This window comes from Aquiflexum sp., from assembly GCF_977115555.1.
This window is the reverse complement of sequence record NZ_CDSBKL010000274.1, coordinates 1-5,671: the sequence shown is the minus strand read 5'-3', so window position 1 is coordinate 5,671 and position 5,671 is coordinate 1. Positions and strand designations below refer to the sequence as shown.

Here is a 5,671-nt window from a genome sequence, read left to right as displayed (position 1 = left end):
ATTTTGGGAGAAATGGCCATGATGGTCTTGGGTGGCAATAAAGTCTCTTCAAAAAAAATCCAAGCTGCCGGGTTTGAATATATTTATCCGGAATTGGATGAGGCAATGAAGAAGATCTATGGATAATTGGCCTGACATCAATTGAATTTGGTTAATTTTTTTATCTTAAATTATCATCGTTTTACTCTGTAGAAGATGATCGCTGTTTACCTTCTTGCCGTCTTTCTCCCCATCAAAAACCAAAGTATCGTTCCAATCAATGGAAGAAAAATGACGATTAAAACCCATACAAGTTTGTCGTTATTGCCAACAAACTTACTGCTGACTACATCATAAATCGTAAAGATGTAAATCGCCAATCCGAGAAATCCTAATCCAAACATGGCTTACCTGTTAAAGTATTTGCTGCCACGTGTTCTCCTTCGGTTTTTGACCAATCCAAAATAAAGGACAGGTCCAATCGGATTAGCAAATATTAAAACAATGATCCATATCAGTTTCATATTCGGATCTTTGAAATCTGACTTGATCAGGTCTACCATGGCAGATAGCCAATAGACAAAATATAAAATACCAAAGATTAACCCTAGGCCGGTAGGGAAATTAAAAATAAACATCACCATAGCATAGCATTTTTTTACCTCTTAAACGAAATTACTCATTTTTATGAAAACATTGCTTTAAAATTGAAACCCAATCAAAAACTATTGAAGCATGAAAACCACCAAAATTTTTCTGATCGCCATATTGGCTTGGCTTGTTTTACCTGTTCAGGCCCAAAATACTTTAAGCTATTACCTCCTGCCGGGATATACCTACAACCCTGCCATCCCAACGCCAAAGCAGGTTCTAGGATTTGAAGTCGGGGATTGGCATGCTACCCATGACCAAGTGGTCATGTATATGCAGGCTGTTGCAGCAGCATCGGACCGGGTAAGCATTGAGGTCATCGGACGAACTTATGAAATGCGTCCACAAATCGTCCTGACCATTACCTCTCCGGCCAATCACGGAAAGTTGGAGCAGATCAAATCTGAAAGAAAAAAACTCCGGGACCCTTCTGCCAATGTGGATATCAATAATATGCCTTTGGTCATGTGGGCTGGCTATTCTGTCCACGGCAACGAACCAAGTGCAGTCAATGCTTCTCTTTTGGCAGCTTACCATTTTGCTGCCGCAAACGAAATAGCTGCTGACCTTGAGAATATTATTATTCTACTGGATCCCGCATTAAATCCTGACGGTGTCAACAGGTTTGCCTCTTGGGTCAACTCCCACAAAAGCTATGTCATGAACGGCGATCCGGTCAACCGCGAGCTTAACGAGGCTTGGCCAAGGGGGCGTACCAACCATTATTGGTTTGACCTGAACAGGGATTGGCTTCCGGCCCAGCATCCCGAATCCAGAAACCGCGTGGCAAAAGTTCAGGAATGGCTTCCAAACGTCCACCTGGATTTTCATGAAATGGGAGCAAACAGCACCTTCTTTTTTCAGCCGGGCGTACCTGCGAGAAACCATCCCCTCACTCCTAAAAAGAGTTTTGAACTGACAGAAAAAATAGGCCAATACCATGCAAAGCATTTGGACAAAATAGGCTCTCTATACTATAGCCAAGAAAATTTTGATGATTTCTATTTTGGAAAAGGGTCTACTTACCCTGATGTACAGGGCTCAATAGGAATTCTTTTTGAGCAGGCAAGCTCAAGGGGGCATTTGCAAGAAACGATCTATGGACCATTGACTTTTGCTTTTACAATCAGGAATCAGTTTACTACGACTTTGTCTTCCTTCGAAGCAGCGAGAGACATGAGGGTGGAGCTGAATACCTATTTGAGGGATTTTTATAGAGAAGCCAAAACAGAATACGATGCCGATACCAACAAGGCCTATATCTTCGGAGCCAAAGAAGATGCAGGAAGAACCTACCATTTGGCAGATATGATCCTGCAGCACGACATCGATGTGTTTAGCCTTGAGGAAGACATTACTGTCAATGGTGTAGAATTCAAGAAAGAAAAATCATATATCATACCACTCAACCAACCACAGTACAAGTTGATCAAGGCAATGTTTGAAACCCGGACTTCCTTTGCGGATAGTTTATTCTATGATGTGTCTGCCTGGACAATGCCAATGGCTTTCAACCTGGACTACATGGCTTTGAGCAGTAAGATTCTCAACCTTGCCAATGTGGAAGAGGTGCAAAAAAACACACCAAAAGCAAAAGGAAAAGTCATTGGTGATCCGGGAGCTTATAGCTATATGTTTGGATGGAGTGAATATTATGCTCCCAAGGCTGCTTATGCCCTGATGGACAAAGGGTATTTGGTAAGGGTATCCCACGAGGAAATCACTTTGCCGGAAGCCGGCAAAATGAAACGCGGCAGCATCATCGTAGGAAAAGGACAATCAGGAGCCTCCGACCAACAGCTTTATAATGATCTCGTGAAAGTGGCTGAAGAATCCGGAGTACAAATCCATGCAGTGACAAGCGGATATTCACAAGGGGTAAATATTGGCTCTCCAAGTATCGATGTACTGAAAAAACCTGAAATCGCGATCTTGGTAGATGGGGGTGTCAGCAGCAGTGATGCCGGGGAAGTCTGGCACTTGTTGGACCAAAGGTTCCAAATGCCGGCCACCCTTTTGCCGGTAGACCGTTTCAATTCCGCAGATTTGAGCAGGTACAATGTCATTGTTTTTTCTGATGGCAATTATAACCAACTTGGAAAATCAGGTGCTGAGAAAATTAAGGATTGGTTGAGGGAAGGAGGAACTGTCATTTCCACGGGCAGGGCATTGGCATGGTTTAATCAAAATGAAATTGCTGAATTCAAATTCAAAAAAGATGAAAGCAAAGATCCTGAGGTGCAAAGGAAATATGCTGATTTTGAAAGGGCAATGGGTGCAAAAGTCACTGGTGGCGCAATTTTCAATGTGAGCCTTGACATAACACACCCGATCGGATATGGCTACGAAAAATCGGAGATGTTCACTTTCAGAGGAGATAACCTATTTTTGATCCCTTCTGAAAACGCCTATGCCAATCCCTTGATCTATACTTCAAATCCATTGGCAAGCGGTTACATTCATCCAAGCAACCTGGAACAGATCAAAAATTCCGGTGCGATCCGAGTTTCAGGAGTAGGAAGAGGCAGGGTAATCGGATTTGTGGATAACCCCAATTTCCGAGGTTTTTGGTTTGGTACCAACAAACTGTTTTTAAATGCGGTTTTCTTTGGGCAGACGATTCAGTCAGGTACTTCGAGATAATTTTAATCGTGGCAAATTCAATCCTCCAAGGGTAAAAACCTTTGGAGGATTTCTTATTTTACCCCTCAATCATTTCTGACATAATTTTGGCAGAAAGCAGACAAAGGGGAATTCCCCCACCAGGATGTACGCTTCCGCCGCAGAAGTATAAGTTGTCAATCTCTGAAGAAAAATTAGCGTGACGAAGAAAAGCAGCGTATTTGTTATTGGAACTGTTGCCATAAAGCGCCCCGTTTGCACTGGAAGTTTTCGATTCAATCGTCCTGGGTTCAAGGATTTCCTCCACTTCGATCAGCTTTTCGATGTCGGTATTTAGTATCCGATTTACTTTTTGGATAATGTTTTTTCTCGCTTCGCTAATGAGTTTGTCCCAATCCTGCCCCTGATTGTTGGGCACGTTGATCATGGTAAACCAATTCATGCAGCCCTCCGGAGCATCATCGGGCTTATACACAGATGTGATATTGATATAGACTGTCGGATCCTGATAGATTGATTTTCTATTGAAAATATGGTCAAATTCAGTTTTGTAGTCATCCGAAAAAAGAATGTTGTGCAAATCAAGTTCAGGAAAAACCTTCTTAATCCCCCAATAAAATATCAGTGCTGAGCTTGATTTTGGCTGGTTGAGTAATCTTGCAGGCTGCTTCTCTTTATTCAGGATGGTCTTGTAAGCATTGACCATATCCATGTTGTTGACAATGATATCTGCAAAAAACGAGCTGCCTGAAACGACAACTCCCATTGCCTTTTTATCCTTGACAATAACTTCATCCACTTTTGAATCAAAATGAAATTTGACACCCAACTCCAAGGCTAATCCATAAAGACTCAAAGTGATGTCATGCATGCCTTTTTTAGGAAAAAAGGCCCCTATATTGAATTCCAGATGGGGAATGATATTAAGTGTAGCCGGAGTTTCATAGGGATTAGAGCCGTTATAAGTAGCGTACCTATTGAAAAGCTGAACCATTTTAGGGTTTGAAAATTGCTTCTCATTTGCCTTATTCATGGTAGTGAAAATCCCCAATTTTCCCAATTTGAAATAACATTTAATCGCATCTTTATTAGCCCAAGTACCGAATCGGTGCAAAGATTTATGCATAAACAAGGGCGCAAGGTGATCGTAAATAAAAGCGGATTTTTGCAGGGATTGGAAAACATGCGAAGCCGGTTCTCCCAATTTGCTCTGCACTTCAGCGGCAAATTTTTCGGTTTCTCCAAATGCCTTGATATTGGTCCCATCTTCCCAAAAATAATGGCAGGCAACAGGAAGCCGGAGGTAGTCAAAGTGGGCTTTGGGATCTTTCCCAGAAATTTTAAAAAGCTCCTCCACCTGATCGGGAAGGGTAAAAAGCGATGGTCCTGCGTCAAAACGATAGCCTTGAATTTCAATTTCGGAGAGTTTGCCACCCGGGTAGGCATTGGCTTCAAAAACTGTTACTTCAAATCCTTTATTTCTGAGTCGGATGGCTGCTGCCAATCCTGCTATTCCTGAACCAATGACGATTACTTTTTTATTCATAATGCAATTACTCTTTACCCAAGTAAAAGAACAAAAAATAACTGAAAAGGATATTTGAAATCTTGCTATTGGTTGGTTTAAACAAAAATCCCTTTGAAAGTTGACTTCCAAAGGGATCTATATTGATATTCTTTTATTTTAAAACTTCTCAAAGATTCTTCTGAAACTGCATGCTTCACTCAATATTGAATGCAAATCAGAGATCAAAACCCTCTCTTGCTCTGTGGTATCTCTGTGTCTGATGGTCACCATATTGTCTTCCAGCGTCTGATGGTCGACCGCAATACAGAAAGGAGTACCGATTAAATCCTGACGGGTATATCGCTTTCCGATGGAAGCTGCTTCTTCATAGATGATATTGAAATCATACTTCAATAATTCCACGATCTCTTTTGCTTTTTCCGGCAAACCATCCTTTTTGATCAAAGGAAGAATTGCAGCTTTTACAGGAGCAATGGCAGGGTGCAATTTGAGATAAGTTCTCTGCTTTTCTTCTGTTTGTTCGTCTACAAAAGCATTGCATAAAGTCATCAAAAACAGCCTGTCCGCTCCTATTGAAGTCTCAATGACATATGGAATGTAATTTTGGTTGATCTCAGGATCAAAATACTGCTGCTTCTTTTTGGAATATTCCTGATGGCTTTTCAGATCAAAATCAGTTCTGGAATGGATTCCTTCCACTTCTTTAAATCCAAAAGGAAATTCATATTCTATATCCATGGCGGCATTGGCATAGTGCGCCAACTTCTCATGGTCATGTCTTCTGAGTTTTTCAGCAGGAATTCCCAGAGCCTTGTGCCACCGCATCCGCGTGTCTGCCCATACTTTGTACCACTCTAATTCCGAACCTGGACGTACAAAAAACTGCATTTC

Annotated in this window: 6 protein-coding genes; 2 read left to right on the top strand and 4 right to left on the bottom strand. The window is 41.6% G+C overall.

What is annotated here, in order from left to right; all coding sequences use genetic code 11:
* The first annotated feature begins 12 nt into the window (after positions 1-12).
* Positions 13-126 carry a DUF1731 domain-containing protein gene (locus tag ACZFYI_RS14655; protein WP_462524874.1) on the top strand — a complete coding sequence of 38 codons (114 nt, stop codon included), beginning with the start codon at positions 13-15 and terminating at the stop codon, positions 124-126.
* An 80-nt stretch (positions 127-206) separates the two neighbouring features.
* Here the strand turns inward: ACZFYI_RS14655 and ACZFYI_RS14650 are convergent, their stop codons facing one another.
* Complete coding sequence (locus ACZFYI_RS14650) at positions 207-383, bottom strand: PLDc N-terminal domain-containing protein (protein ID WP_462524873.1); 177 nt, start codon at positions 381-383, stop codon at positions 207-209.
* Between the two features lie 3 nt (positions 384-386).
* Complete coding sequence (locus ACZFYI_RS14645; RefSeq protein ID WP_462524872.1) at positions 387-623, bottom strand: PLDc N-terminal domain-containing protein; 237 nt, start codon at positions 621-623, stop codon at positions 387-389.
* A gap of 91 nt (positions 624-714) precedes the next feature.
* Between ACZFYI_RS14645 and ACZFYI_RS14640 the strand changes: the two genes are divergently transcribed.
* Positions 715-3,273: a M14 family metallopeptidase gene (locus ACZFYI_RS14640; protein ID WP_462524871.1), complete on the top strand. Its 2,559-nt coding sequence runs from the start codon at positions 715-717 to the stop codon at positions 3,271-3,273.
* Between the two features lie 58 nt (positions 3,274-3,331).
* Here the strand turns inward: ACZFYI_RS14640 and crtD are convergent, their stop codons facing one another.
* Both crtD and ACZFYI_RS14630 read right to left on the bottom strand, forming a co-directional pair.
* Positions 3,332-4,798, bottom strand: coding sequence for a 1-hydroxycarotenoid 3,4-desaturase CrtD (gene crtD / locus ACZFYI_RS14635; RefSeq protein WP_462524870.1), 1,467 nt, complete (start codon positions 4,796-4,798; stop codon positions 3,332-3,334).
* A 138-nt stretch (positions 4,799-4,936) separates the two neighbouring features.
* A partial coding sequence (locus ACZFYI_RS14630; protein WP_462524869.1) for a glycine--tRNA ligase occupies positions 4,937-5,671 on the bottom strand: 735 nt, incomplete at its 5' end.

Coding starts and splice junctions, on each gene's coding strand:
- ACZFYI_RS14650 (WP_462524873.1), bottom strand. CDS start 383: ATGTTTGGATTAGGATTTCTCGGATTGGCGATTTACATCTTTACGATT.
- ACZFYI_RS14645 (WP_462524872.1), bottom strand. CDS start 623: ATGGTGATGTTTATTTTTAATTTCCCTACCGGCCTAGGGTTAATCTTT.
- ACZFYI_RS14640 (WP_462524871.1), top strand. CDS start 715: ATGAAAACCACCAAAATTTTTCTGATCGCCATATTGGCTTGGCTTGTT.
- crtD (WP_462524870.1), bottom strand. CDS start 4,798: ATGAATAAAAAAGTAATCGTCATTGGTTCAGGAATAGCAGGATTGGCA.
- ACZFYI_RS14655 (WP_462524874.1), top strand. CDS start 13: ATGGCCATGATGGTCTTGGGTGGCAATAAAGTCTCTTCAAAAAAAATC.